This window comes from Gordonia sp. NPDC003585 (genome assembly GCF_040610755.1).
Classification (GTDB): Bacteria; Actinomycetota; Actinomycetes; order Mycobacteriales; family Mycobacteriaceae; genus Gordonia.
In genome coordinates, this window is the sequence record NZ_JBEXMX010000078.1 from 1 (window position 1) to 25,858 (window position 25,858).

At 66.3% G+C, this 25,858-nt stretch carries 23 protein-coding genes and 1 pseudogene; 9 read left to right on the top strand and 15 right to left on the bottom strand.

Annotation, left to right across the window (positions count from 1 at the left end):
• The 5 genes from gabT to ABZW74_RS19105 all read left to right on the top strand — a co-directional run.
• Positions 1–1,214 (top strand): 4-aminobutyrate--2-oxoglutarate transaminase (gene gabT, locus ABZW74_RS19085; RefSeq protein WP_355278442.1); only part of this gene is annotated, 1,214 nt, incomplete at its 5' end.
• A complete protein-coding gene (locus ABZW74_RS19090; protein WP_355278445.1) occupies positions 1,211–2,686 on the top strand; it encodes an NAD-dependent succinate-semialdehyde dehydrogenase in 1,476 nt (491 codons plus the stop codon). The genes gabT and ABZW74_RS19090, both read left to right, overlap by 4 nt.
• A gap of 19 nt (positions 2,687–2,705) precedes the next feature.
• Positions 2,706–4,241 carry an APC family permease gene (locus tag ABZW74_RS19095; RefSeq protein WP_240855194.1) on the top strand — a complete coding sequence of 512 codons (1,536 nt, stop codon included), beginning with the start codon at positions 2,706–2,708 and terminating at the stop codon, positions 4,239–4,241.
• 21 nt (positions 4,242–4,262) lie between these two features.
• Complete coding sequence (locus ABZW74_RS19100; RefSeq protein ID WP_355278449.1) at positions 4,263–5,261, top strand: nitrilase-related carbon-nitrogen hydrolase; 999 nt, start codon at positions 4,263–4,265, stop codon at positions 5,259–5,261.
• Complete coding sequence (locus ABZW74_RS19105; RefSeq protein WP_355278451.1) at positions 5,258–6,307, top strand: agmatine deiminase family protein; 1,050 nt, start codon at positions 5,258–5,260, stop codon at positions 6,305–6,307. Before ABZW74_RS19100 ends, ABZW74_RS19105 begins: the two co-directional genes overlap by 4 nt.
• A gap of 751 nt (positions 6,308–7,058) precedes the next feature.
• On the opposite strand, the gene ABZW74_RS19110 is transcribed toward ABZW74_RS19105, so the two are convergent.
• Both ABZW74_RS19110 and ABZW74_RS19115 read right to left on the bottom strand, forming a co-directional pair.
• Complete coding sequence (locus ABZW74_RS19110; protein ID WP_355278454.1) at positions 7,059–7,901, bottom strand: Cof-type HAD-IIB family hydrolase; 843 nt, start codon at positions 7,899–7,901, stop codon at positions 7,059–7,061.
• A 29-nt stretch (positions 7,902–7,930) separates the two neighbouring features.
• The gene (locus ABZW74_RS19115; protein ID WP_240855200.1) at positions 7,931–8,503 is read right to left on the bottom strand and encodes a TetR/AcrR family transcriptional regulator; all 573 of its coding nucleotides are present in this window, start codon (positions 8,501–8,503) and stop codon (positions 7,931–7,933) included.
• Positions 8,504–8,661: 158 nt separating this feature from the next.
• Between ABZW74_RS19115 and ABZW74_RS19120 the strand changes: the two genes are divergently transcribed.
• Positions 8,662–10,128, top strand: a complete 1,467-nt coding sequence (locus tag ABZW74_RS19120; protein WP_355278487.1) for an MFS transporter — start codon at positions 8,662–8,664, stop codon at positions 10,126–10,128.
• Between the two features lie 168 nt (positions 10,129–10,296).
• Here the strand turns inward: ABZW74_RS19120 and ABZW74_RS19125 are convergent, their stop codons facing one another.
• The 3 genes and pseudogenes from ABZW74_RS19125 to ABZW74_RS19135 all read right to left on the bottom strand — a co-directional run.
• The gene (locus tag ABZW74_RS19125; RefSeq protein WP_355278457.1) at positions 10,297–10,521 is read right to left on the bottom strand and encodes a hypothetical protein; all 225 of its coding nucleotides are present in this window, start codon (positions 10,519–10,521) and stop codon (positions 10,297–10,299) included.
• A 14-nt stretch (positions 10,522–10,535) separates the two neighbouring features.
• A complete protein-coding gene (locus ABZW74_RS19130; protein WP_240855204.1) occupies positions 10,536–10,778 on the bottom strand; it encodes a hypothetical protein in 243 nt (80 codons plus the stop codon).
• 230 nt (positions 10,779–11,008) lie between these two features.
• A pseudogene (locus tag ABZW74_RS19135) lies at positions 11,009–11,161 on the bottom strand (type II toxin-antitoxin system VapB family antitoxin); the annotation flags it as partial.
• Positions 11,162–11,327: 166 nt separating this feature from the next.
• Here ABZW74_RS19135 and ABZW74_RS19140 point away from each other — a divergent pair.
• Positions 11,328–12,971 (top strand): peroxidase family protein, encoded by a 1,644-nt coding sequence (locus ABZW74_RS19140; protein ID WP_355278460.1) that lies wholly within the window; start codon positions 11,328–11,330, stop codon positions 12,969–12,971.
• A 237-nt stretch (positions 12,972–13,208) separates the two neighbouring features.
• Here ABZW74_RS19140 and ABZW74_RS19145 read toward each other — a convergent pair whose 3' ends face one another.
• From ABZW74_RS19145 to ABZW74_RS19155, 3 genes are all read right to left on the bottom strand, one after another.
• A complete protein-coding gene (locus tag ABZW74_RS19145) occupies positions 13,209–13,376 on the bottom strand; it encodes a hypothetical protein (protein WP_355278463.1) in 168 nt (55 codons plus the stop codon).
• 44 nt (positions 13,377–13,420) lie between these two features.
• Positions 13,421–14,788, bottom strand: a complete 1,368-nt coding sequence (locus ABZW74_RS19150; protein WP_355278465.1) for a wax ester/triacylglycerol synthase domain-containing protein — start codon at positions 14,786–14,788, stop codon at positions 13,421–13,423.
• Positions 14,789–14,882: 94 nt separating this feature from the next.
• A complete protein-coding gene (locus tag ABZW74_RS19155; protein ID WP_240855212.1) occupies positions 14,883–15,236 on the bottom strand; it encodes a hypothetical protein in 354 nt (117 codons plus the stop codon).
• A 337-nt stretch (positions 15,237–15,573) separates the two neighbouring features.
• On the opposite strand from ABZW74_RS19155, the gene ABZW74_RS19160 reads away from it, so the two are divergent.
• Positions 15,574–16,542, top strand: coding sequence for a LysR family transcriptional regulator (locus tag ABZW74_RS19160; RefSeq protein WP_355278468.1), 969 nt, complete (start codon positions 15,574–15,576; stop codon positions 16,540–16,542).
• Between the two features lie 28 nt (positions 16,543–16,570).
• Here the strand turns inward: ABZW74_RS19160 and ABZW74_RS19165 are convergent, their stop codons facing one another.
• Genes ABZW74_RS19165 through ABZW74_RS19195 form a run of 7 tightly spaced genes read right to left on the bottom strand, consistent with a single transcriptional unit; the run spans position 16,571 to position 24,578 of the window.
• Positions 16,571–17,779 (bottom strand): VWA domain-containing protein, encoded by a 1,209-nt coding sequence (locus ABZW74_RS19165; protein ID WP_355278471.1) that lies wholly within the window; start codon positions 17,777–17,779, stop codon positions 16,571–16,573.
• Positions 17,776–18,660: a MoxR family ATPase gene (locus ABZW74_RS19170; RefSeq protein ID WP_355278474.1), complete on the bottom strand. Its 885-nt coding sequence runs from the start codon at positions 18,658–18,660 to the stop codon at positions 17,776–17,778. Before ABZW74_RS19170 ends, ABZW74_RS19165 begins: the two co-directional genes overlap by 4 nt.
• The gene (locus tag ABZW74_RS19175; protein ID WP_240855218.1) at positions 18,657–19,583 is read right to left on the bottom strand and encodes an XdhC family protein; all 927 of its coding nucleotides are present in this window, start codon (positions 19,581–19,583) and stop codon (positions 18,657–18,659) included. Before ABZW74_RS19175 ends, ABZW74_RS19170 begins: the two co-directional genes overlap by 4 nt.
• 33 nt (positions 19,584–19,616) lie before the next feature.
• Positions 19,617–22,016 (bottom strand): aerobic carbon-monoxide dehydrogenase large subunit, encoded by a 2,400-nt coding sequence (locus tag ABZW74_RS19180; protein WP_355278476.1) that lies wholly within the window; start codon positions 22,014–22,016, stop codon positions 19,617–19,619.
• Complete coding sequence (locus ABZW74_RS19185; RefSeq protein WP_355278479.1) at positions 22,013–22,513, bottom strand: (2Fe-2S)-binding protein; 501 nt, start codon at positions 22,511–22,513, stop codon at positions 22,013–22,015. Before ABZW74_RS19185 ends, ABZW74_RS19180 begins: the two co-directional genes overlap by 4 nt.
• Before the next feature lie 33 nt (positions 22,514–22,546).
• Positions 22,547–23,434, bottom strand: a complete 888-nt coding sequence (locus tag ABZW74_RS19190) for a xanthine dehydrogenase family protein subunit M (protein ID WP_240855221.1) — start codon at positions 23,432–23,434, stop codon at positions 22,547–22,549.
• Positions 23,435–23,453: 19 nt separating this feature from the next.
• Complete coding sequence (locus ABZW74_RS19195; RefSeq protein ID WP_240855222.1) at positions 23,454–24,578, bottom strand: XdhC family protein; 1,125 nt, start codon at positions 24,576–24,578, stop codon at positions 23,454–23,456.
• A 411-nt stretch (positions 24,579–24,989) separates the two neighbouring features.
• Between ABZW74_RS19195 and ABZW74_RS19200 the strand changes: the two genes are divergently transcribed.
• Positions 24,990–25,823, top strand: a complete 834-nt coding sequence (locus ABZW74_RS19200; RefSeq protein ID WP_355278484.1) for a MoxR family ATPase — start codon at positions 24,990–24,992, stop codon at positions 25,821–25,823.
• Positions 25,824–25,858: the final 35 nt, after the last annotated feature.

A 25,858-nucleotide genomic window follows, 5' to 3' on the forward strand; every position in this document is an offset into this window, starting at 1 on the left:
CCGCCGACGCCGACGGCGGGTTCGTCGTCGACCTCGACGGCAACTCGCTGCTCGACCTCGGTGCGGGTATCGCGGTGACCAGCGTCGGTGCCTCCGATCCCCGGGTGCGTGCCGCGGTGGCTGCGCAGGTGGAACACTTCACGCACACCTGCTTCATGGTGACACCGTACGAGAACTACATCGAGGTGGCCGAGGCGCTCGCCGACCTGACGCCAGGCGACCACGAAAAGCGCAGCGTCCTCTTCAATTCCGGTGCCGAGGCGGTGGAGAACGCCGTCAAGGTCGCCCGCCTGGCGACCGGACGAGATGCGGTCGTCGCATTCGACAACGCCTACCACGGCCGCACCAACCTCACCATGGCGCTGACCGCCAAGAACATGCCCTACAAGGCGCATTTCGGCCCGTTCGCGCCCGAGGTGTACCGGATGCCCATGTCGTATCCGTACCGCGATCCCGACGGTTTCACCGGTGAGCAGGCCGCCGCGCGCGCCATCGCCGCCATCGAGGCCCAGATCGGCGCCGACCAGGTGGCCGCGATCATCATCGAACCCATCCAGGGTGAGGGCGGATTCATCGTCCCCGCAACGGGATTCCTGCCGACGCTGCGAGAGTGGGCGCGCACCAACGACGTCGTGTTCATCGCCGACGAGGTACAGACCGGATTCGCGCGGACCGGCTCGTGGTTCGCGTGCGACGACGAGGGCATCGTGCCCGACATCATCACCATGGCCAAGGGCATCGCCGGCGGCATGCCGCTGTCGGCGATCACCGGCCGCGCCGACCTGCTCGACCGCGTGCATCCCGGCGGACTCGGCGGCACCTACGGCGGCAACCCGGTCGCCTGCGCGGCCGCGCTCGCCGCATTCGACACGATGCGGGAACTCGACCTGCCCGCGCGGGCACGAAACATCGGGACCATCATCGAGTCGCGGCTGCGGGAGCTCGCCGAACGCACCGACGTCGTCGGCGACATTCGTGGGCGAGGGGCGATGATGGCGGTTGAGTTGGTCAAACCCGGTACAACACGACCCAATCCAGAGTTGACCGGCGCCGTCGCCGCACGCGCGCTCGAACAGGGTGTCATCGTGCTCACCTGCGGCACCGCGGGCAACGTGATCCGGCTGCTCCCGCCCCTGGTGATCGACGACGCCGCGCTCGCCGACGGCCTCGACGTGCTGTGCGACGCCATCCTCACGCTCGGATCGGCCCGATGACTGCGCTCGCGCAGCGGGCCGACGTCGAGGCAGTGCTGACCCGCGTGCACACCGGGCTGTGGATCGGCGGCCAGGCACGCGAGGCGAGGACCGGCGCCACTTTCGCGGTCCACGATCCGGCCACCGGATCGGTCCTGACACGCGTCGCCGATGCGGGGGTCGACGACGGCCTCGACGCGTTGTCGGCGGCAGCGCAATGCCAACGGGAGTGGGCGGCAACCCCACCCCGGCAACGCTCGGAGATCCTCCGGCGCGCATGGGAACTCGTGACGGCGCAGGCCGACGACTTCGCGACGCTGATGACGGCCGAGATGGGCAAGACACTCGCCGAGAGCCGGGGCGAGGTCGCCTACGGCGCGGAGTTCCTGCGCTGGTTCGCCGAAGAGGCGGTGCGTGTCGGCGGACGCACCACCACCGCACCGTCGGGCAACGGCCGGATCCTGGTCAGCAAGGAACCGGTCGGTCCATGTCTTGCGGTGACACCGTGGAACTTTCCGCTCGCGATGGGGACCCGCAAGATCGGTCCGGCGCTCGCCGCCGGCTGCACGGTGATCGTCAAACCGGCCGAGGACACCCCGCTCACCATGCTGCTGCTCGCCTCGGTCCTGCGCGACGCCGGACTCCCCGACGGCGTGCTGTCGGTCATCCCCACCATGAACGCGCCGTCAGTCGTCGGAGCGCTGATGAGCGACGCGCGCCTGCGGAAGCTGTCGTTCACCGGTTCCACCCCGGTCGGCCGGGCACTGATCGCGCAGTCCGGCGAGAACGTTCTGCGCACATCGATGGAACTGGGCGGAAACGCACCCTTCATCGTCTTCGACGACGCCGACCTCGACGCCGCCGTCGAGGGGGCGATGGCAGCCAAGATGCGCAACGGTGGGCAGGCGTGCACAGCGGCCAACCGGTTCCTCGTCCACAACGCCGTCCGCGACGCCTTCACCGCGGCACTGACCGAACGCGTCGCATCGATGCGGGTAGGGGCCGGAGCCGAGACGGATGTCGATCTGGGCCCCATCATCAATGCGCGACAACGCGATCGGATCGCCGATCTCGTCGACCGTACGATCAGCGCCGGCGCGCGCATCCGAACCGGCGGATCGGTGATCTCCGGACCCGGACACTTCTACGCACCGACGGTCATCGACGAGGTCGGCGCAGACGCCGAGATCTCGAGTGCCGAGATCTTCGGCCCGGTCGCCGCAATCACCGGGTTCGACACCGAAGAGGAGGCGATCGCCGCCGCCAACAACACCGAATTCGGCTTGGCAGCATACTTTTACACACGCGACCTGGACCGCGCCGCCCGCGTCGCCTCAGCTCTCGAGGCCGGCATGGTCGGCGTCAATCGGGGGATCATCTCGGATCCCGCCGCACCTTTCGGCGGAATCAAGCAGTCGGGCCTCGGCAGCGAAGGCGGGGCCGAGGGCATCGAGGAATATCTGAACACCAAGTACACCGCACTCACCGCCTGACCCACGACTGGAGCGTGCCATGGCCACCTCACCCACCGAGCCAGAACTGACCGAGACGTCGTCAAAGGGTCTGGCCGCCAATCGGATCGGCGTCTTCTCCGGCGCCGTTCTCGGCGTATCGACCGTTGCCCCCGGCTACACCCTGACTGCAAGCATCGGCCTGATCGTCGCAGCCGTCGGGTTGAAGATGCCGGCCATCTTCATCGCCGGGTTCATCCCGATGTTCCTGACCGCTTATGCCTATCGCGAGCTCAACTCCGACACCACCGATGCGGGCGCGTCGTTCACGTGGTCCACCAAGGCATTTGGTCCGTACGTGGGATGGATGTGCGGTTGGGGCATGGTGATCGCGACCATCATCGTGCTCTCCAACCTCGCCGCCGTCGGGGTGCAGTTCTTCTACCTCCTGCTGGCCCGCATCTTCGATCACCCGACTCTGGCCGATCTCGGCACCAGCAACAAGCTGGTCAACATCCTCACCACGCTCGCGTTGCTGGCGGCCGCCACGTACATCTCGATGCGCGGGATCACCACCAGCGAACGCATCCAGTACTACCTCGTCGGCTTCCAGATGATCGTCCTGGTGGTGTTCTCGGTGATCGCGTTCGTCAAGGTCGGCAACGGCAGCGCCCCCGGCGGTCTGACCTTCGACATCGACTGGTTCAACCCCTTCACCGGATTGACCATCACCGCGTTCGCCGTCGGCCTGACCGGATCGATATTCGCGTTCTGGGGCTGGGACACCTGCCTGACCCTCGGTGAGGAGAGCAAGGACCCCGAGCGCACCCCGGGTCGTGCGGGTCTGCTGTGCGTGCTCACCATCCTCGGCACCTACCTGCTGGTCGCCCTGGCGACGATGATGTACGCCGGTGTCGGCGAGGAGGGTCTGGGGTTGGGCAACCCGGACAACGCCGACAACGTGTTCGGCGCTCTCGCCGAGCCTGTCATGGGCCGGTGGGGCGGCATCTTGCTGTTCCTCGCGATCCTGGTGTCTTCGTTGGCAAGTCTGCAGACGACATTCCTGCCCGTCGCCCGCACGATGCTGTCCATGGGTTCCTATCGCGCCTTCCCGGCCAAGTTCGCCGAGATCAGTCCGCGGTTTCTGTCGCCGGCCTACGGTGCGGCCGTGGCCGGTGTCGTCACCGCCGTCTTCTACACGGCCGTCACACTGCTGTCCGAGCGAACCCTGACCGACACGATCGCGGCGCTCGGCATCATGATCTGCTGGTACTACGGGATCACTGCCTTCGCGTGCGTGTGGTACTTCCGTCACCAGTTGTTCGCCAACGCGCACAACATCATCTACAAGTTCCTGTGCCCGCTCTTGGGCGGCACGGCGCTGCTGATTGTGTTCGTGATCTCCGTCGGTGAGAGCTTCGACCCCGAGAATGGCAGCGGCGCATCGCTGTTCGGCGTCGGACTGATCTTCTACATCGGGTTCGGCCTACTGCTCCTCGGCGCGGTGCTGATGATCGTGATGCGCATCCTGCGGCCGGCCTTCTTCCGGGGCGAGACGCTGCCACGGTCGACACCCGAGACCACATCCGTTCGCTGACAACGAGAGGACCATTCGATCATGCGCACGATCACCGCGCTGACACCGCCCGAGTCGCCGGCACGCGTCGACGCCCCGTCGCGAGAACCGCTGCGCGTCGGGCTTGTCCAGCATCGGTGGCAGCCGTCCACGGACGCACTGCTTGCCGAACTCTCGGAGGGGATTGCGCTGGCTGCCGCCGAGGGCGCCAAGGTGGTGTTCCTGCCCGAACTCACTCTGAGCCGCTACCCCGCCTTCGTCCGCGGCGGGAGCGACCCGGGTGCCGATGCCGAGGATCTCGACTCCGGTCCGACGCTGCGGTTCGCGGCGGATGCGGCCAAGCGCAATGGTGTGCTGGTACATGCGTCCCTCTACGAGCGCGACGATCCGGACAACCACGAGATCCATGGTGACGGACTGGGTTTCAACACCGCGGTCCTCGTGGGGCCCGACGGTCTGGTGGCCCGCACCCGCAAACTGCACATCCCGGTCACCCAGGGCTACTACGAGGACACCTACTTTCGCCCGGGTCCCGCCGAACCCGACGCGTACCCGGTACACACCGCGGAGGAACTGGGCGGAGCACGACTGGCAATGCCGACGTGTTGGGACGAATGGTTCCCCGAGGTCGCACGGATGTATTCGTTGGCCGGAGCCGAGATCATCGTCTACCCGACTGCCATCGGATCGGAACCCGGGCATCCGGAGTTCGACACCCAACCGCTGTGGCAGAGCGTGATCGTCGGCAACGGAATTGCCAACGGCACGTTCATGATTGCTCCCAATCGGCACGGCGACGAGGGTGAGATCACCTTCTACGGTTCGTCGTTCATCTCCGACCCGTACGGCCGCGTGCTCGTGCAGGCGCCCCGCGACGAATCCGCGGTGCTCATCGCCGATCTCGACCTCGACCAGCGCCGTGACTGGCTCACCCTGTTCCCGTTCCTGATGACCCGGCGACCCGACACCTACGCTCGGCTCACCGCACCGGTGGACCGGGACAATCCATTGGGCAACAACGGCACCGAGGTTCCGCGATGACGTGGCGGATGCCTGCCGAGCACGAGCCACACGAACGCACGTGGATGGCCTTTCCCGCTCCGGGCTACTCACTGGGTGACTCACCGGCGGAGCACGAGGAGGCACGGACCACGTGGGCCGCGGTGGCCAACGCGATCAGCGAGTTCGAGCCGGTGACCGTCGTCGTCGATCCGAGCCAGACCGAGCACGCGCGCCGTCATCTGTCGTCGTCGATCGACATCGTGGCCGCACCGCTGGACGACGCCTGGATGCGCGACATCGGTCCGACGTTCGTCGTCGACGACGATGCGGATCCGGGCGCCCGGGTCGGCGGGGTGGATTGGGTGTTCAACGGCTGGGGCGCACAGGACTGGGCCACCTGGGACAACGACCAACACATCGCGTCGATGATCATCGAACGCACCGGCGTCTTCCACATCGCGTCGTCGCTGGTGAACGAGGGTGGCGGCATCCAGGTCGACGGCGCCGGCACGGTATTGGTCACCGAGACTGTGCAACTCGACCCGGGCCGTAACCCCGGTCTGAGCAAGAGCGACGTCGAGGCGGAGTTGGCGCGGACCATCGGGGTCGATCGGGTGATCTGGCTACCTCGTGGCCTCACCCGCGATTCGGAACGGTACGGGACGCGCGGACACGTCGACATCGTCGCTGCGATGCCGACTCCCGGCACCGTCATCGTCCACGAGCAGCGCAATCCGGATCACCCCGATCATGCGGTATCGCAGGAGCTTCGGACGATCCTCGAGAACACGGTGATCGACCATGGCACCGGACGTCCCGGGTCGTCCCTTGATGTCATCTCGGTGCCCGCCCCGCAGGTGCTCACCGACGACGACGGATTCGTCGACTACAGCTACATCAACCATTACGTCGCCAACGGCGTGGTGATCGCCTGCTCGTTCGACGATCCGTCCGACGCCGAGGCCGCCGAGATCCTCGGCTCGGTGTATCCCGGTCGCGAGGTCGTCGCAATCGACGCCCGCGCGATCTTCGCCCGGGGCGGTGGGATCCACTGCATCACACAGAATCAGCCCGCCGGGACCTGACCTCGCCGAGGAGTCAGCGACTCACCCGCCGACGTCGTCGCGTGATGGTGGAGGCGGGAAGAACGTTGCCGCCCATGCGGCTGGGGATCTTCCGCGCGGCCGGCACCGCGACAACCAGAGCCGAATTGGAGAATGCGAGTGCTGCAGCACTCGCGTTCTCCAGCTCAACTCGAGTTCTCGCAGCTCGACGCGGGACGTGACCAGACACAAGCCCAGGCCGCACCCGACCTGGTCGGTAATGCGCCCCGGGTGCACTCAGACCACCCTGTGCCGAATCGGCTCACCTGTGTGCTGCAGCACACAGATTCTCCAACAGGACACAGAGTGTCTGGACCGCCTCCGCAGCAGACTGCGTCTCCCCAGGTCAGCGCGGTGGTCACCGAACTCTTCGAGTCAGGGACCCACCGTCGGCGTTGCCGACGATCATGGAGGCGGGAAGAGCGCGTTGTGACTGTGACTGAGATCGGGCCCGTGACGGTGGTCCTCCGGGTATTTCCCGGAAGCGGACGCTGACGGGCCCGATCTCAGTCACCGCTCGTCGGCCGTCGCGTTCCGCAGAACGCGCGGCACGGTCGTGGCGTCCGCAGAAAGTAGGGGACGAACCTTCGTCCCCTGGCAGCCTCAGAGTCCTCCCCTACTAATTTCTAGGGGACGACTGTGAACCCCGGGGACGAAACCCTTCCCCAAGTTTTGCGACGACGGAGCACACGCATTTCCCCAGGTCAGGAGGCCAAAGGCAGTACTCTTCGAGTCAGAGGAGATCGGGCAGGCCGAGGGCGGCGCGCACGGTCCGCACCACGCCGTTGTCTGCGTTGGACGGCGCGACGTAGCGCGCCTGCGCGAGGATGCGCGGGTGTGCGTTGGCCATGGCGTAGGACCAGTCTGCGCAATCGAGCATGGCCAGGTCGTTGAGGTAATCCCCGAACACCATCGTCTGCGCGGGCGTGATGCCCAATTTCTCCTGCACGGCGGTCACCGCGACGGATTTGTCGACGCCCGGCGCCATCACGTCGAGCCAATGTTGTCCGGAGACAACAACTTCCATGGCACCATCCAACGCCATCAGCGTTGGTGCAGTGACCTTCTCGATGCCGCCGAAGTCATAGATCGCCACCTTGACAAGTTCGGTCCGAACCTCCCGGAGATCGTCGACCACCTCGTGCGCGTAATAGTAGGGAACAACCTGCTCCAGGAATGCGTCGTCCGACCGGTCCACGAACGCGGTGTCGGGGCTGCACAGTACGACGCCGAGATCCGCTGCGCCGCTGTCGGTGAGGTCACGCGCCCGACCCAGGACGGTGGTGGCGACCCGGGGTTGGAGCGGAGTGACCCTGAGTTTCTCACCATCACGCGCAACGACCGACCCGTTCTCGGCGATCACCACCAGGCCCGGAACCGCGTGCCCGAGTTGATGCAGGAGCGTGGCGGCCTGCCGACCACTCGCGGGACTGAAAACGATTCCGCGTCGGCCGAGTTCATCGAGCAACGGCCACAGCGACTCCGGGATGCCCTTGCTCTCGTCGAGGAGCGTGCCGTCCATGTCGCTGACGATCAGGCGCACGTCGTCGGGAACGGGTGGGATCGGGGTGTTCATCGCTGTCAGTGTCTCACCGGCCGCAAGTGTCAGTGCGCCCGGCCGAGTAGGGGTGCCACCATCAGCCGTACATACCGGGAGATGTCCTCGACATCGGCGTCGGCGATCTCGCGGCTGGCGATTCGGTGGCGCATGAGCGAGATGCCGACGACGAGGGCATTGATGAGCTCCGCCTTGAGAGCAGCGTCCGGCCCGTCGAGGCGGTTCCCCAGCGTCTCGGTGAACGTCTTCTCGATGGCGTCGCGTATGACGTCGTTGACCGTCTCGCTGTCGACGACACCGACCAGCAGTCCGGTCATCCCGCCACCGGAGTCACTGACCTCGAGGACTTGACGAAGGATGCCGTCGGGCAGTTCGTCGAGGGGCGCCGTGGCGACCAGGTCGACGGTGGTCGAGATGCTCCCACGGACGGCCTCGACGAACAGATTCTCCTTGGAACCGAAGTAGCGGTTCACCAGCGACTGGTTGACGCCCGCCGCGCCCGCGATGTCGCGTGTGGTGACGTGCGCCCCGTGTTCGGCGAGAAGGGTTCGGGTCGCCTCGAGCAGCGCCTCACGGGTGGCGGCCGCGTTGCGCCGGCGCGGTTCGGACGCCTCGGACATGGAACTCCCTTGCTGTTGTCGACGGCCCAAGCCTAGTCGCGGTGATGTTCACCACTTGCAAGTAAACACGTGTTGACTTAGCCCGAACCCAAGCCTACCGTCATGTAGTCAGTTGTTTACTTATGCCCTTTACCTCCCTCCGAAAGGAGCACCTCGTGATAGGCACGCCTGAAGCGGGCACTCGGTCGGGCGGCGTGGTCGCCACCCTCGCGTTCGCGGGCACGGTCGCTGCGATCATGCAGACCCTGGTCACCCCGTTGCTGCCCCAACTGCCCGCCATCCTGAACACCACCGCGTCGAACTCGACGTGGGTCATCACGGTGACACTGCTCGTCGCCGCCGTGTGTGTGCCGGTGACCGGTCGTCTGGGCGATCTGCTCGGCAAGAAGCGCGTGCTGCTCGCGCTGACCGTGCCGCTGGCCGTCGGGTCGGTGGTGTGTGCCCTGTCGTCGTCGGTGGTCCCGATGATCGTCGGCCGCGGCCTGCAAGGCCTCGGCATGGGCATGGTGCCGTTGGGCATCGCGCTGCTGCGCGACGCGGTCCCATCGCACAAGTTGAGTTCGTCGATCGCGCTGGTGAGCGCGTCGATGGGCATCGGCGGCGGACTCGGTCTGCCGATCGCCGCGGCCGTCGCCGAGTACGCCGACTGGCGTGTGCTGTTCTGGGGTTCGGCGGTCCTCGCGGTCATCATCGCGCTCCTGGTGTGGACACTCATCCCCGACGTCCGGCCTGCCGCAGCGGGCCAGCGATTCGACGCCCCGGGCGCGGTGCTGCTCGGCATCGGCCTGGTGAGCCTGCTGCTCGCGGTGTCCAAGGGCGCCGATTGGGGCTGGACCTCGGCCGGCATCGTCGGACTGTTCATCGGTGCGGTTGTCGCGCTACTGGCCTGGGGCGCTTGGGAATTGCGCACCCGCGAGCCGCTCATCGACCTGCGCACCACCGCACGCCCACGCGTGCTGACGACCAACATCGCGTCGATCTTCGTCGGCATCGGCATGTACGCCAGCATGCTGGTGTTCCCGCAGTTGCTGCAGTTGCCCGAAGCCACCGGTTACGGCCTGGGCCAATCCATGCTGGCAGCCGGGCTGTGGATGCTGCCGGGCGGTCTGATGATGATGGTGGTCTCCCCATTGGGCGGCAAACTCACCGACGCCCGCGGTCCCAAGCTCACCCTGATGTGTGGCGTCACCGTGCTCGCCGCAGGGTACGGTCTGGCGCTGCTGCTCTCCGGCACGGCCTGGGGAATCATGGTGGCGCTCATGGTGATCAACAGTGGCGTCGGCCTGGCCTACGGCGCGATGCCCGCGCTCATCATGGGTTCGGTCCCGCTGTCGGAGACCGCGGCGGCCAACGGCTTCAACACGTTGATGCGTTCGCTCGGCACCTCGATCGGCGCGGCCGTCATCGGTGCGGTGCTCGCACAGATGACGATCACGTTCGGCGGCCACACGATGGCGTCGGAGGCCGGATTCAACGTCGCACTGCTCATCGGCGCGGGCGTGTCGCTCGTGGCGCTGATGATCGCGTCGCTGATTCCGCGCGGGTCGGGTCCCGAGGGTGCCGTGCACGTCGCGGAGACCGACGACGCCTCGACCGATCAGGAGCACAGTCTCGCGCGTGCGTGAGGGTTCCCCTCCGCCAGCTGAGATGCGAGCATTTCGCACCGAGCGTCACCCAGCGGGGACATCGGCGGCCCTTGTTGTGAACCAGCAGATGTCCCCGGAGTCCGGGAGTTCCGGCAACTGCGTCATCTCGGCGCGAATCCGCACAAGGACCGCGGACACATCCATCGCCTACGGCACGAATGTTTCGTCGTCGGAATCGGTGAGATCGCCGGCGAGCACTCCCGTTGCCAGCAAGTCGGAGATCAGCCCGAGCACCAGGTCGGTCACGCGGTCACGGGTCGGCGTCGGGCGCGTCAACGCGGTGGCGGCGCCGACGATCGGGGAGAACCCCACCCAGTCGTCGTTCGCATAGGCGACCAGATACGTGAGGTGGTCATGGTAGGCGTCGGTCATCGCGGCAGGAATCCTCACCCCACGACGCGTTGCTCGTCGACCTCGGCGAGATGGCGTGCGGCCAACTCGAAGTCGGCGTCGTCGTGGAGGATCACGAGACCCTTGATGGCTGCGGTACCACAGACCAGCAGGTCGACCACTGACAAGGCCCTGGCCGAACCGACCCGCGCGAGTTGGTGCTGCGCGGATTCGGCCCACTGCCACACCGACTTCGGCACCGGCACGTCGGGGTAGAGGTTACGAAACATCTGACTCATCTCGTCGAACTCGTCAGCATTTCTTGCAGATCGACGGAACTCGGCGCGTTGCGGTTCGCACGAACCGATAGCGCCACTCAACAAAGCGGGCTCCCAAGTCGCGGTGAGGCCCGGTTGCCGTTGCAGTCGCCAAACAGCAGACGAGTCCACGAGGAAGCCGATCACCGTCCGACGGCTCGCTCATCCGCCCGTACCTCGAGCCAGCCCGCGTAATCCCATTTCTGTGCTTGATCTCGGCTCCGAGCCAGAGCTTCGATGCGCCGGAACCGCTCGACATAGTCACGCATCGCGAGGTTCACCGCTTCTTTCTTCGTGTGAACCCCGGCTATCCGCATGACCTCTGCCAACGCAGCATCGTCCAGGTCTATCTGAGTCACCGCCACGGCACACCTCTGATGTTGGTGATATATGCACCCAGCATACATGTCCAACATCATTCTCAACCCGGTCCGAAGACAGGTAGTCGACTACTCGCGAGAATGCGCGCGCCACGCATGACGCTGAAAGGACGAGGTCACCACCACACCGAGCTCCGCCCCGGAGGCACGAATGCTCTCACAGACCATGCTCCTGCTTCGTCGACCACAAGAGACCATCGAGAGGCGGCTGCACCTCCGGCTGCCACCAGATCTTCCCGACAGTTGGGAACGTGAGCTTCCGCGAATCCTTGGACCCATCGGCCGGATTCCGGGATTCCGAACCGCCGCGAGCCGATTCGCCATCAACAAGTTCGCGAATGCCGCACCACCGCGCCCGCACCCGTATTCGATGGCCGCCGACTACACCACCTGGCAAAGCCTCACCGACCGCACGTACTCGGGGCGACATCTGCCGCCCGGTACCACCCCACCCGAGGATCTACCCAGCGAGCAGGATGTGACCGCACTGTTCCGGCGACCTCGCAATGAGGAAGTGAAGTCGACAGACACCAGCGTGACGTTCGTGTTCTTCGCGCAATGGTTCACCGACAGCTTCTTGCGCACCGACCGCAAGAACCCTGCCAAGAACACCTCTCCGCACGAGATCGACCTGTGCCAGATCTACGGTCTCAGCGCCGAGAAGACCGACAAGTTGCGTTCCAAGACGGGCGGTCATCTGAAGAGTCAGCGCATCAGGGGCGAGGAGTACCCGCCCTATCTGTTCGAGCCCCGTGACCCCAAGGGCCCGCTGATCGTCAAAGAGGAGTTCAAGGGTCTCCACGACGAGGATGTCCTCTTCAAGGAGATCCTCGCGCGTGTCCCCGACGACCGAATGGATTTCGTCTTCGCGGTCGGCCTCGAGCACGGCAATTCGACGATCGGTCACACGATGCTCGACACGATCTTCTTGCGCGAGCACAATCGCATCGCCGACGTGCTGAACGCTGCGCATCCGGAATGGGAGGGGAACGACGAACGGCTGTTCCAGACCACCCGCAACATCATGATCGTGCTCCTGCTGAAGCTGGTGGTCGAGGAATACATCATGCACATCGGCCCGTTCGACTTCCCCGTCGAGATGGTGAAGTTCATGGCCGACGGCGAACGCTGGAATCGTGCCAATCGCGGCGCCATCGAATTCAACCTGCTCTACCGTTGGCACCCACTCGCGCCCGACTGGATCGGCGAGGGCGCAAACAGGTTGGAAGCCAAAGACTTTCTCAGCAACAACCCGCTCGTCCTCTCGCGCGGCATCGAGTCGCTGATCGCACAGTGCTCGCACGAGCGGTCGGGCAAGATCGGTCTGTTCAACACTCCCCACTACCTCTCGGAACGGATGGACCCCAACGTCGCATCCGTCGAGGAGCGCACGGTCGCCCTCATGCGTCATGCACGGCTGCGGACGTTCAACGAGTACCGAGAGTACTTCGGCCTCAACCCAATACACAGCTTCGAGGAGCTCACCGACGACGAAGCGGTTCAAGACCGCCTGCGAGAGATGTACGGCCACATCGACAATCTCGAGTGGTACGTCGGCATCTTCGCCGAGGACTACCCCGACTACATGATGATGGGGTGGACGATGACCACCATGGTCGCCCACGACGCGTTCACCCAGGCACTCACCAATCCGCTTCTGGCCAAAGAGGTCTTCAACGTCAACACCTTCACCCAGACGGGCATGGACATCATCGAAGGGACCCGCTCGCTCGAACATATCATCAAACGGAACGCGACGGACCCCGACGCCGTTGATGCCAGTTTCAAGTGTTGAGCGACTCCTCGGATCAGCGACCCACCCGCCGACGCCTCACATCCAGGGAGCTTCGACCTGCTCGCGTGCCCACAGAAAATAGGGGAAGAAACTTCTTCCCCTACCCTTGGAGTCCTCCCCCAGAAATTTCTCGCGGACGACTATGAAACCCGGGGAAGAAGTTTTTCCCCTAGATTTTGCGGGCACGACGCCATCGTGTTTCCCCAGGTCAGAAGGCTGGTCACCGAACTCCTCGGATCAGTCGGGGGTGTGCCCGAGGGTGCGCCATTCGGTCGGTGCGTAATAGGTGATGTAGCCGGTCGTCTCGATCACCTTGAGCACGCCGCCGGGTTCGATGCTGATGGTCGCTTCGTCATACTCGACCGGACGGCCCCCATCGAGGACCAGTTTCACATTCTTGGACATGGGCGGATCGTAGGTCGTGTGCGCAGAATCCGCTCGACGGCATTTCATGAGACGAGTTCGCACACCTCACGAAATCCGTTGTCGAGACTGTCGACCAGGAGGTCGATGTCGGGAACCGCGGCGTCGTCGACGTCGATGCCCATACAGCAATCGCCGACGTAGGACAGCAGGGTGACGTTGAACGCGGCGCCGATGGTGGGTCCAAATCCGTACTGCCGGATGATCTTCGCGCCGGCAAGGTAGAGCGGCACGGGCGACCCGGGCACGTCGGAGGCAACAAAGTCAACGTGCTCGAGCATCGCGCCGACGGCAGACGACGGCAGCACGTTCAGGGCACCGGCGATCGGTTCGGCAAGCGGCACCGCCGGTTCGACGCGCCACTTCGCTACGATCTCGTGCATGCGCCCGATCACGTCTTTCGGTTCGTCGGTGTCGCAGGGAAGCGCAAAGCGCAGCAGCGTGATCCGGTTCCCGCCAAGCGGATCGTCGTCGGACCGCAGATTCATCGGCATGGTCACGCGCAGGTGATCGATGTCGGCGTCGTGGCGGCGGTGATACTCACGCATCCCGAGGACGATGGCGGCAAGGAAGGCGTCGTTGAGGGTCCCGCCGCCCACACCACCGGCTGCTGCCAGCTTCTCCACGGGCACGTCCAATGTCGCGAAGTGCCGCCGGGTGCTGCGTTCGGTCATCACCGGAGACGCCGTGGTGGTGACCGGTTCGACGATGCGCGCCACCGACCGTGCCGTGCCGCCGGCGTCGCGCAGTGTCTGAAGCGGACGAGTGATCGAGCGAGCCGCAAGTCGTGCTGCCGCCGACGCCGAATTGCGCGCGAGTCCGGCAGCCGACGACGCATACCAGCCCGCGGTGTCGATGATCGATGGCTTGCGGGCTTCGGCGTCGGGAACCGCAACCGGTGGGCGCGCAGTGCCGTCGCGTTCGAAATCCATTGTCTCCGCGGCAATCTGAACTCCGCCGACGCCGTCGGTGAGGGAGTGGTGGAACTTCATCACAACGGCCGCCGCGCCGTCCTCCTCGAGCCCGTCGAGCAGGGTGTATGTCCACAACGGGCGGGCCGGGTCGAAGGCCGACATGCCCGCGGTCCGTGCGACCTCGAGAACTCCCTGGAAGTTCTTGGGGTGCGGAGCGTCAAGTCTGCGCAGATGCCAGCCCAGGTCGAAGTCGGGGTCGTCGACCCACCGCGGTGGAGCGAGGCCACGGTCGGGCACGAGCTTGCGTCGCATCGCCGGCAGCACCTGGGTCGCACGCTCGACCGTTGCGACGAAACGATCCCAATCCGGCGAGGCATCGAGCAGTGCGACTGCCACGATGGTCGAGCGCAGGATCGGGTTCTGCTCCATGCGCCAGGAGAACATGTCCGTTTGGGTCATCCGGACGACGTCGTCACTCATATCTCGAGTGTTCTCCGTGGCGGCGCTCGTCATGGGCTTTTGGCCAGTTGCGGTACCAAGGTCCCATGCTGGGCAAGCCAGACCGGGCACGACGTCACCGCCGCGCACTCACCTCGTCTCGGCGCTCGCGGCTCTTCACCGATCCGAGGTAGGCCACGATGACCGCGACGATCCCCACCACCGCCACGACCACGACGGTGGTCGACTCGCCCGTCGCGTTGACGATGATCGCGACAAACGCCCAGAGCAGGGTGAGTGGATAGGCGATGACCGAGGAGCCGACCACGAACGTGACCGCGGAACCGAGGGCCGCGGCAGCGACCAGGAAGGCAACCTGCCAGCCGGCCGACCAGCCAGAGCGCCGCCGCGCCGCACGCCACGGCGAGGTCGATGGCCAACCGCTGCGCCGACCCGGTCCCCGTCGTCCGTGTGCGCACGAAGACAACACCGGTGGCGATCGACAGCAGGTAGATGACCGCCCAGATACCGAAGGCGTAGCCGGCCGGGCTGATGAACAGATCGACGTCGTCGTCGTTCGGCTGACCGCCGAAAGTCAGCAGCGGGATGAACACCGCGAGGGCCTGTGCGACCGACAGGACGAGTACCGCCCACGCGGCGGGTGTGGATATTCGCGTCGACGACATATGTCCGACTTTGTCACAGTCGGCGCGAGGTTCACGGCTGCTCCGGCGTGTCACCTGCCCGGCCCGGAGGGGGTACATGCGCGTCTAGGATCGACATGTGTCAGACAACGTGCGACACGGAGACCAGATGTTGCGGAGCTCATGACGCCGGCACAGCTGCGCGCCTTCGTCGCGGTAGTGCGGACCGGATCGGTCAAGAACGCCGCCACCGAACTGGCCCTCACCGAGCAGGCGGTGTCGATGCATGTGGCGGCGCTGCGCAAGAGTCTCGGCGACCAGCTCTTCAGTCGGACGCGGTCGGGGCTGGCCTTCACCCCGGGCGGTCTGCGACTGGCGGCCCGCGCGGTCGAGATCCTCGGACTGCAAGATCAGACGATCAGCGAGGTCGGTGCCGCCGCCGGTGGACGGCGCACGATCCGGCTCGCGTCATCGAGTCTGTTCGCCGAGCATGCGGCGAGCGGTCTGATCGATCTGTTCACCAAGCGCGCGAAGGACCTGGAGGTCGAACTGAGCGTGCACTCCCCGGATCGGTTCGCCTCGCTCCTCGCGTCGCGGGCGGTGGACGTCGCGATCGGGCCGGCGCCGACCGACATGGAAGTCACCGACGGCGGTCACGCGTTGACGATCAAGGAGTTTCTCACCTACGACGTGGAGGCGATGGCGGCCCCGAGCCATCCCTTCACTCAGCGCCGGGCCAGCCCGGAGGAACTCGCGCACGCGACCTGGAACCTCGGACCGTCCGCGGCCGCCGTTCATGAAGCCATCCCCACGATGCTCCGCAAGCTCGGTGTGCCCGACGACTGCCAGCGCATTTTCCAGAGCGATGCCGCCGCCTGGGAGGAGACGCAACGCGGCAGCGCGCTGACCCTTGCGCCCACCTTCGCGGTGCGCACGGAGGTGGCCGACGGTCGCTTGGTGCGCGTGAACGGCGAGCAGGTGCATCGGCGCAACACATGGTGCGCGACGACCCTGGCGCACGATCCCACCCGCACGGCCAGTGAACTCATGCGGTTTGTCGGCACGCCCAAGGCGATGCAGGCGATGCTGCGCGGCACCGGCGTACCGGTGAAGAACTTCCGTCCAGCGGTCTACGTCACGCTATGGAACTGATTCTGCCGCTTGTCATTCCACTGTTGTGTCAGCGTCGACGCGCCTCGGCGATGGCGGCGATCACCGCGGGCAGGTCGTCGACGGTGCCCGCCGGTAGCAGTCGATCGCAGTACGGCAGCGCTGCCGCCATCCCGCCCACGAGCGGCGCGTAACCCGGCACGCCCGCACGAGGATTGAGCCAGATCACCGTGAATGCGCGGCGCGCAATCCGCGACATGACCCGTTCCATGACCTCTGGCTCGCCGGAATCCCATCCGTCCGAAGCGATCACGCAGATCGTCCCGCGCAGTGTCTGTCCGTGCGGCGAATGCAAGAGTGCATCCAGGCTGGCTGCGATCCGGGTGCCCCCGAACCGATCCACCACCTTCTCGCTCGCCGATTCGACCGCATCGTCGATGGACGACCGCGCCAGGATCGATGTCATCCGCGTGAGCCGGGTGGCAAAGGCGAATGTCTCTGCGCGGCCACGCCTCGACAGGACGCGCATCGCGTGCAGATAGACGGTCGTGTAGGCCTGCATCGACTGCGACACATCACAGACCATCACGATGCGCCGCTGCCGCCACACCGGGCCCCGGTAGGCGACGTCGGCGATCTCCCAACCCGTGTGGCGAGCCCGTACCAGCGTGTGCCGCAGATCTATTCGCCGACCGCTTCCGATCACGAGCTCGCGTCGACTCCGTCGTCGCGGCCAGCGCTGGGTGGCGTCGTCGAGCCAGGAATCGATGAGTTCGAGTTGCCGGGAGTCCAACTGGTCGAAGGGAATCCGCGCGATCGAATCGATCGCGCTCGGTCGGGGAATCCACACCGGCGTGCCGTCTTCGTCGTCTGCGGAGTCCGCGCCCGCCGCCATCCGCGGCAGTGTCGCCCACGGCAGGCCCTCGGTGTCCGGGTCGTCGGCGGCGTGCGGGCCGGGTACCGCGAGTGACTGCTCGCCGCGCGGTCCCGTCGAGGTGGCGCGCAGGGCCGCCGGATCGAGGGAGAACACCGCATCGTTGAAGACGGCGTTGAACACGGCATCGAAGGTGGCCAGGTCGGAGTGCTTGCGTACCAGCGCGATCCGAGTGAGCCAGTACAGTTTCTGCCGGTCGGACAGCACACCTCGGTCGACGGCACCAAGAGCCCGGCCGAACACGGCAGCATCGGATTGACCGACGGCCAGACCGGCGCGGCGGAGTCGGTCGGTGAACCCGGCGGCGAACGCCGCTCGATCGACCAGGCTCAGGATCTGGTTCACAACAGGGCGCCCCGCGCGAGGGCGTCGGCGACGTCGGCGTGGTCGTCCGGGGTCTTCACGAGGGTGCCGAGGGTCGGGAGGACCGCGTCGGGCATCAATTCCGGGACGCCGAGGGTGATGAGCGCCGACACCCAGTCGATCGCCTCGGCCATGCCGGGTGGCTTGTCGAGGTCGAGTTCGCGGACCCGACCCACGAACACGGAAGCGTCGGCGATGAGGGATTCGGGGGCGGCGGGCACGGTTCGGCGCAGCACGGCCGCCACCTGGGCGGCCCCCGGGTACGCGATCCAGTGGTACAGACAGCGCCTGCGCAACGCATCGTGGAGCTCGCGGCTGCGGTTGGAGGTGAGGACGACGATGGGTCGTCGCTGCGCCCGGATGGTGCCGAGTTCTGGAATGGAAACCGCGCCCTCGCCGAGGAACTCAAAAAGCAGCGCCTCGAATTCGTCATCGGCACGGTCTATCTCGTCGATCAACAACACTGGCGGCCGCTGGCCCTGATGCCGGATCGCGGCCAGCAGCGGACGTTCGGACAGGTACTCGGGTGCGTACAGATCTGCGTCGGACATCGACTCGGCCCGTGACTCGGACAGCCGGATCGCCAGAAGCTGGCGCTGATAGTTCCACTCGTACAAGGCGTCGTGGGCCGCCAGACCTTCGTAGCACTGCAGGCGGATCAGGTCGGTGTCGAGGGCCGCCGCAACCGAGATCGCCGCCGACGTCTTACCCACTCCCGGTTCACCTTCCAGGAGCAGAGGCATCTGCAGGGCGGTGGCCAGATACAGAGCGGTGGCGATCCCCTCGTCGGCCAGGTAGTCGACGGCGTCCAGGCGTTCGACGACGTCGCGGGGCGACTCGAACAGACTGACCGGAGCGGTCATCTCATCGCCTGCAGGTCGCCGCTCGTCCGGGCGAGATAGGCTTCGAGGCAGCCGGCACAGCAGAACCAGTGCTGTCCGGATTCGTCGCTGACGCCAGGTGTGTCCTCGGCGACGACGACGGTCATGCCGCAGATCGGATCGACCTCGTGCCGTTGCGCCGGAGGCGTTGCCGCAGAAGCATCGTCGGCATCGATCCGCGGTGTCCGGAGGCCGTCGCGCCGGACGGCGGCGACCACTTGTGCCAGAATCGACAACGCGATCTCGGCCGGGGTGACGGCGCCGATGTCGAGACCCACCGGAGTGTGGATCAGGTCTCGCTGCGCCGGAGTCAGTTCCATCGAATCCAGCACTGCTGCGCCCCGGGTGCGACTGGCCACCAGCCCGATGAACCCGACCCCACCCTCGAGGGCCGACCGGATCAGCCCGGCCTCGTCGCCGCCGTGCGTGCACACGATCGTGGCGAGTGCGGCTGACGACGAATCAGGCTGTGTCACCTCCAATCCCAGCAGACGGGCCTGTTCGGCGACGGCCGTGGCGATCGGTGTGTCACCGGCGACGTGGAGGATCGGCGCGGGCAGCACCGGTTCGACGAACACCTCCAAGGCACCACCGGACATGCACGGGTTCACCGCCACCCGCGCCCCCGGCGTCTCCGGGAACGGATCGCCGCCATCCGGCACGATGCGCAGCAGCATTCCCTCGCCGGCGTTGATGACGTCGGTTGCGGCGAGACGAACCGACTCCCGCGCGCACTGTCCGCCGATGAAGCCGTCGATGCGCCCGTCCGCGGTCACCAAGGCGAAATCCCCGGCATGCGCGGAGGTCGGTGGCTGGGCACGCACCACGGTCGCCCGGGCAAACGGCACACGTTCGGAGATGAACTGTGCAGCAATGTCGGTCAAGCGCCGTGGTTCCGATGGCATGCCTGCTCCTGTTCTCGTGGTCCGGGACACTCCTCAGATCGGCGGCCGCGCCCGCCCCTGCATCGCCTCCCACACCCGCGACGGCGTCAGAGGCATATCGGCGTGGCGAACCCCGAAGGGTTCCAACGCATTCAGCACCGCATTCACCACCGCCGGCGGTGAACCGACGGTCGCCGACTCCCCCACGCCCTTCGCGCCGATCGGATGATGTGGCGAGGGCGTGACAGTGAATCCGGTTTCCCAGTGCGGCACTTCGAGGGCGGTCGGGATCAGATAGTCCATGAACGACCCGTTGAGACAGTTGCCCTCTTCGTCGAAGGAGACGATCTCCATCAGCGCCATCCCCACACCGTCGGTGAGTCCGCCGTGCACCTGCCCCTCGATGATCATCGGATTGATCCTGGTACCGCAGTCGTCGACGGCGACGAAGCGTCGAACCTTCACGACCGCGGTGTCGGGATCGATGTCGACCACACAGATGTAGGCACCGAACGGGTAGGTGAGGTTGGCGGGGTTGTAGACCACCGACGCGTCCAACCCGCCTTCCACACCCGGCGGCAGGTCGCCCGCGCCGTGCGCCTTCATCGCGATCTCCGCGATCGTCACCGACGTGCCAGGATCGCCCTTGACCTTGAACGTCCCCTTCTCCCATTCCAAGTCGGCGACCGAGACCTCGAGCATGCCTGACGCGATGAGCTTGGCCTTGTCGCGGATCCGGCGCGCCGCGACGACCGCCGCGGCCCCGGACACCGGCGTCGAGCGGCTGCCGTAGGTGCCCAGTCCGAACGGCGTGTTGTCGGTGTCGCCGTGGACGACGTCGATGTCGTCGGGTGGGATGCCCAGCTCTTCGGCGACGATCTGCGCGTAGGTCGTCTCGTGTCCCTGCCCTTGGGATTGCACCGACAGGCGGACGACGGCTTTCCCGGTCGGGTGCACCCGCACGTCGCATCCGTCGGCCATGCCGAGTCCGAGGATGTCCATGTCCTTGCGCGGTCCGGCCCCGACGGCCTCGGTGAAGAACGCAACCCCGATCCCCATCAACTCACCACGTTCGCGTTTGGCCGCCTGTTCGGCGAGCAACGCGTCGTAGTCGGCGATCCGCATCGCCTCGAGCATCGTCTCGTCATAATTGCCGGAATCGTAGACCCAGCCGGTCTTGGTGGTGTACGGGAACTGGTCGGGCTGGATGAAGTTCTTGCGTCGCAACGCGATCTGATCCATCTTCAGTTCGTAGGCGAGGCAATTGACCAACCGTTCGACGAGGTAGACCGCCTCGGTGATCCGGAACGAACACGCGTAGGCGACCCCGCCCGGCGCCTTGTTGGTGTAGACCGCCGTCATCGCACAGTGGGCCGCCTCGAGCTGGTAGCTACCGGTGAAGACACCGAAGAATCCGGCGGGGTATTTGACCGGGGCGGCAACGCCGTTGAACGCGCCGTGGTCGGCGAGGACATTGGTGCGGATGGCCAGCATGCGACCGTCCTTGGTCGCCGCGATCTCGCCACGCATGATGTAGTCGCGGGCGAAACCGGTGCTGGTCAGGTTCTCCGTGCGATCCTCCATCCATTTCACCGGCTTTCCGGTGACGATCGAGCCGACCACCGCACACACATATCCCGGATAGATCGGCACCTTGTTGCCGAATCCGCCGCCGATGTCGGGGGAGATGACGCGGATCTTGTGTTCCGGGATGCCCGCCACGATCGCGTACAGCGTGCGGTGGGCGTGCGGCGCCTGGCTCGTCGACCAGAGGGTGAGTTTTCCGTCGACACGGTCGAAATCGGCGACGGCGCCGCAGGTTTCCATCGGCGCCGGATGCACGCGCGGGTAGACGATGTCCTGGCTGACCACCACGTCGGCCGTGGCGAAAACCGCGTCGGTGGCCGCTTTGTCACCGGTCTCCCAGTCGAAGACGTGGTTGTCGGTCTTGTTCTCGAGGTCGTCGCGGATCACCGGTGCCGACGGGTCGAGCGCGGTCCGGACGTCCCAGACAGGTTCGAGAATGTCGTAGTCGACGTCGATCAGTTCGAGGGCATCGCGTGCCGCGTAACGATCCTCGGCCACCACGGCGGCGACCTCTTGGCCCTGGAAGCGCACCTTGTCGGTGGCGAGCACCGCCTGCACGTCGTTGGACAGGGTCGGCATCCAGTCCAGGCCAAGGCCTTTGAGCGTTTCACCGGTGATGACGGCCTTCACCTTCGGCAGCGCTTCGGCTGCGGTGGTGTCGATTGCGACGATCTTGGCGTGCGCGACCGGTGAGCGCAGGATGGCCATGTGCAGCATGCCGGGCAGCTGCACGTCGTCGACGTAGCGGCCGAGCCCGCGGATGAACCGCGGGTCCTCCTTGCGCAGCATCCGCCCGTATCCGACGGGTTTCTGGTTGTTGTCGACGAGGTCCGCTGCGGTCGGTTCGGGGGGCGTGGTGATGGTCATTGCGCCGCTCCTGCCGTGACGTCGTCGGTGGCCTCGTAACCGGAATGCCGGGCCGCCCATTGCACCGACCGCACGATCGTCGTGTATCCGGTACATCGGCAGATCTGGCCGCTGATCGCCTCGCGGATCTCGTCTTCACTCGGGTCCGGGTTGGTGTCGAGGAGTGCGCGGGTGGTCATCAGCATGCCGGGCGTGCAGAAACCGCATTGCAGCCCATGGCATTCCATGAAGCCCTGCTGGATCGGATCGAGGGTGGTGCCGTGTTCGAGTCCTTCTACGGTTCGCACGTCGTGCCCACCCGCCATCGCGGCGAGGATGGTGCACGACTTCACCGGTTCGCCGTCGATCTGCACCACACAGGTTCCGCAGTTGCTCGTGTCGCATCCCCAGTGGGTTCCGGTGAGCGCGAGCGTGTCGCGCAGAAAATGCACGAGCAGCAGACGGGGTTCGATGTCTCGGGTCACCGATTCACCGTTGACGGTCATCGTCACTTGCATCGAATTCTCCTCTGTTCCAGGGCTGTCCGGAGTTCAGGCGGTGGCGTCCGCACCGACGCCCAGGCGCGCGGCACTCCGCCGGAGGGCACGTCGGGTCAGTTCGTCGGCGAGATGCCGCTTGTAGTCGGCGGTTCCGCGTCCGTCGGTGGCCGGGTCGCAGGATTCGGCGGCGATCTCACCCGCGCGGGTCCATGCCGCCTCGGTGGGTTCCTGTCCGCGCAACGCGTCCGAGATCGCGGGTATGCCGGTGGTGTTGGGTCCGACGGCGGCCAGACCCACCCGGGCATCGGCGATGACACCGTCGGCCAGCCACAGCGCTGCCCCCACGGCGACCACCGCCCAGTCTCCCGCGCGGCGCTCCACCTTCTCGTAGGCACTGCTGCCGCCCGAACGGATCGGAATGCGCACCTCGGTGAGCATTTCGTTCTGTTCGACGGCGGTTTCGTAAGGGCCGCGGTGGAATTCGGCCATCGTGACCACCCGTTCACCGTCTGCGCCGCGGATCACGCAGCTCGCGTCGAGGGTGGTGCAGACACTCGACAGGTCCTCGGACGGGTCGGCCTGGCACAACGAGCCGCCGAGGGTTCCCCGGTTGCGTACCACCGGGTCGGCGATCACGCGCTCGGCGTCGCGGAAGATGGGGAATGACGAGAACAGCGGTTCGTTGGCGAGTAGTTCGCAGTGCCGGGTGAGCGCACCGATGCGGACGTCGTCGTCGGTGAAGCGGATGTAGCCGAGCTCGGCGTGGAGATCGTTGATGTCGATGACGTATTCGGGTGTCGCGAGCCGCAGCTTCATCATCGGAAGAAGACTGTGGCCGCCGGCGATGAGCCGTGCCTCGTCGCCGAGCTGCCCGAGGAGCCTTATCGCGTCGTCGACGCTGGTTGCGCGTTCATATTCGAACGGTGCCGGAACCTGCATGATGTCTCCTCTGTTGCGATCACCGGACGGCGTCGGGATGGATGTGATCGGCGAGCCGGTTCAGGTTGACGCCGCTGCCGCCGCGTCGGGCCGAGATGATCTCGGCGACGATCGACACGGCGGTCTCGGCCGGTGTCTGCCCGCCGAGGTCGAGGCCGATCGGTGAATGCAGCCGCGCGAGATCGGCGTCGGTGACGCCTTCCTGTCGCAACCGACGCAGCCGATCGTCGTGTGTGCGCCGAGAGCCCATGGCTCCGATGTACACCCCGTCAGGAGTTTCGAAGGCCGCTTGAAGTGCCGGAACGTCGAATTTCGGGTCATGGGTGAGGACGCAGATCGCGGTGCGCGAATCGATACGCCCGGCCGCGTTCTCGGCACGCAGGTAGCGGTGCGGCCAGTCGACGACGATCTCGTGTGCGGCCGGGAATCGATCGCGGGTGGCGAACACGCTGCGCGCATCGCACACCGTCACGTGGTATCCGAGCGCCGCACCGGCCGCGGCAACCGCGGCCGCATAGTCGATGGCGCCGAACACAATCATGCGTGGCGGCGGGGCGAAGGAGTTGACGAACACCGCGACGCCGTCGCCCATACGCTCGCCCGCCGACCCGTAGCGCAGGGTCGACGACTCGCCCAGATCCAGCAGGCCGCGCGCGTCCTGTGCGACCGCCCGGTCTAGGTTCGGTCCGCCGAGCGTGCCGATCACGTCGTCGGCGGTGACGGTCAGGTGGCTGCCCACTTGTCCGTGCGCACCGGCGGTCACGGTGGCCACCGCAATGGGTCGTCGGGCGGCGACGGCGTCGGCGAGGTCGCCGAGATCGGGCCAGGTCTCCTGGTTGACGGATTCGCAGAACACGTCGAGTATCCCGCCGCACGTGAGGCCGACGGCGAACGCCTCGTCGTCGGCGATCCCGTATCGCTCGCTGCTCGGAGTGCCGGATGCCATGACTTCACCCGCGAGTTCGTAGACAGCACCTTCGACGCACCCGCCTGACACGGACCCCAGGACGCGTCCATCCGCCAGGCGAATCGACGACGCCCCGGGTTGTCGGGGCGCCGAGCCCGTCGTCGCGACCACGGTCGTCAGCCCGACCGTCTCACCTCTGCGCCAATGATCCGCGAGCGTGGGCAGGACGTCTCGCATTCAGACACCTCTAATCCTGTGGACACCATTGTGGTTTGGATCACAGTGGTGTGACGTCGTCCAGTGTGCGCCGGTTTTGCCGCACGTCAACCGGAACCTCAGTGTTTGCTGAGGTCAGGGCACCCTTAGTCGTCGATACGTCCGCAGTGTCGCCGGGTCGTGCGACGATGCCCACCATGAACCCAGTCCATCAGAGGTCGGAGGCGGTCCGCGCGTCGAATGCGATGGCACCCGCCGACCGGACAATCGAGACCTGAAAACCGCCCCAGACTTGCGCCCTCGGGAGAGCCGCCGTTGACAATGTGTCGATGGCGGCTTTGCCTGGGGCCGCAATCGTGGGCAGGTTTCGTGTCAGGTCGCTGTTCCGAAGAGTTCGAGTCCTCGGCCCCCACCTGGGCATAGGCTCGCGTCATGACCGACGCACCGCCCCTCCCCCGGTCACCGGCCGAACTGGCGGCCGCGCTGGATGCCACCGGCTATCTCGCCGACGACGGCCTGGCCATGGCCGCCTTCCTCGCGCTGCGGATGGGTCGGCCGCTGTTCTGCGAGGGGGAGCCCGGCACCGGTAAGACCTCGCTCGCGGTCGGGCTGTCGCAAGCGTTGGACCTGCCGTTGATCCGCCTGCAATGCCACGAGGGCATCGATTCCTCGCAGGCGCTCTACGACTGGGACTTTCCGCGCCAACTCCTGCACCTGCGCACCCTCGAGGCGGCCAGCGTCGGACCGCTCGATGCCGATGCGGCCGAATCGTCGCTCTACACCGACCGATTCCTGCTCGCCCGCCCACTGTTGCAAGCGCTGACCGAGGCGCCGTGCGTGTTGCTCATCGACGAGATCGACCGCGCCGACGACGAGTTCGAGGCGTTCCTGCTCCAACTGCTCGACGAGAACGCGGTCACGATCCCCGAACTCGGGCACGTGCAGGCGGCCGTCCCGCCGCTGGCGATCCTCACGTCCAACCGCACTCGCGAGGTGCACGACGCACTTAAACGCCGCTGCCTCTACCACTGGCTCGAACACCCCTCGCTGGCCCGTGAGATCGCCATCCTGTCGCGTCGCGTGCCGGGCATCTCCGACGCCCTGGCCGCGCAGGTAGCCGGCGCGGTCCAGGAACTGCGGAAGCTGGAGTTGCTCAAGCCACCGGGCGTCGCCGAGACACTGGACTGGGGGGGCCCGCGGGCGCAAAACGACCGCAAACAAAACGACGCGGCGGTGGCCGCGGCCACCCAGGGGGGGGGGGTGTAGTTCCCCGAAGACACCCACCCCCGCCTGCGCGCCGC